This window comes from Micrococcus sp., from assembly GCF_030523875.1.
GTDB lineage: Bacteria > Actinomycetota > Actinomycetes > Actinomycetales > Micrococcaceae > Micrococcus.
In genome coordinates this window covers 21446-22413 of sequence record NZ_JAUNHR010000033.1, presented here as the reverse complement: position 1 = coordinate 22413, position 968 = coordinate 21446, and the positions used below count along the sequence as shown (strand labels likewise).

Below are 968 nucleotides of genomic sequence, written 5' to 3'. Positions count from 1 at the left end.
GCGGCGCCGGCGGGAGGCCAGGGCGCGCCTCGGAACTCGGTGTACCCCTGCATGCGCTGCGGCACGGTGCGGTCCCCTTCCCGGGAGAGGCGGCTCAGCCGCGGCGGGCGTCGAGCCGGGCGATCAGCTGCGGGACGACCTCGAACACGTCCCCCACCACGCCGAAGTCGGCGTGGTCGAAGATCTCGGCGTCCTCGTTGGAGTCGATCGCCACGATGGTCTTGGAGGTCTTCATGCCGGCCAGGTGCTGGATGGCCCCGGAGATGCCCAGGGAGATGTACAGGTCCGGCGCCACGATCACGCCGGTCTGGCCCACCTGCCGGTCGGCGCTCGTGAAGCCGGAGTCGACGGCGGCGCGGGAGGCGCCCACGGCGGCCCCCAGCGCGTCGGCGAGCGGCTCCACGAGGGTGGTGAAGCCCTCCTCCGAGCCCACGCCGCGGCCGCCGGCCACCACGGTCTTGGCGGTCCGCAGCGCGGGGCGGTCCGAGGACACCTCGACGGGCTCGGAGGAGCGGATGGCCGCCCCGGCGGCGACGGCCCGCTCCCCCACCTCGAGGGGCCGGACCTCGGGGGCGGCGACGGGCTGGGCCCGCTCCTCCACCACGCCCGGGCGCAGGGTGACGATGTTCGGCCCGCCCTCCACGGTGGACTCGGCGAGCACGTCCCCCCCGAACACGGAGTGCTGGGCCACGACCTCGCCGTCCTCGCGGCGCAGGGCGACGGCGTCCGCGGTGACGGCGCCGTGCGCGCGGACGGCCAGCCGCCCGGCGATCGTGCGGGACTCCGGAGAGTTGGGCAGCACCACGGCCTCGGGCAGCACGGCCTCGATCGCGGCGGCCAGCGCGGCCACCTCGGCCGAGCCCATCGCGGAGCCCACGTGCTCGGACACGGCGGTGTGGACGACGGCGGCGCCGAGCTCGCCCAGGCGCGCCGTGAGGGCGTCCGGGGCGGCGTCGCCGGCGGCGTCC

At 77.1% G+C, this 968-nt stretch carries 1 protein-coding gene; it reads right to left on the bottom strand.

What is annotated here, in order from left to right; translation table 11 throughout:
- Window positions 1-94 precede the first annotated feature (94 nt).
- A partial coding sequence (locus Q4D18_RS06185; protein ID WP_303126606.1) for an electron transfer flavoprotein subunit alpha/FixB family protein occupies window positions 95-968 on the bottom strand: 874 nt, incomplete at its 5' end.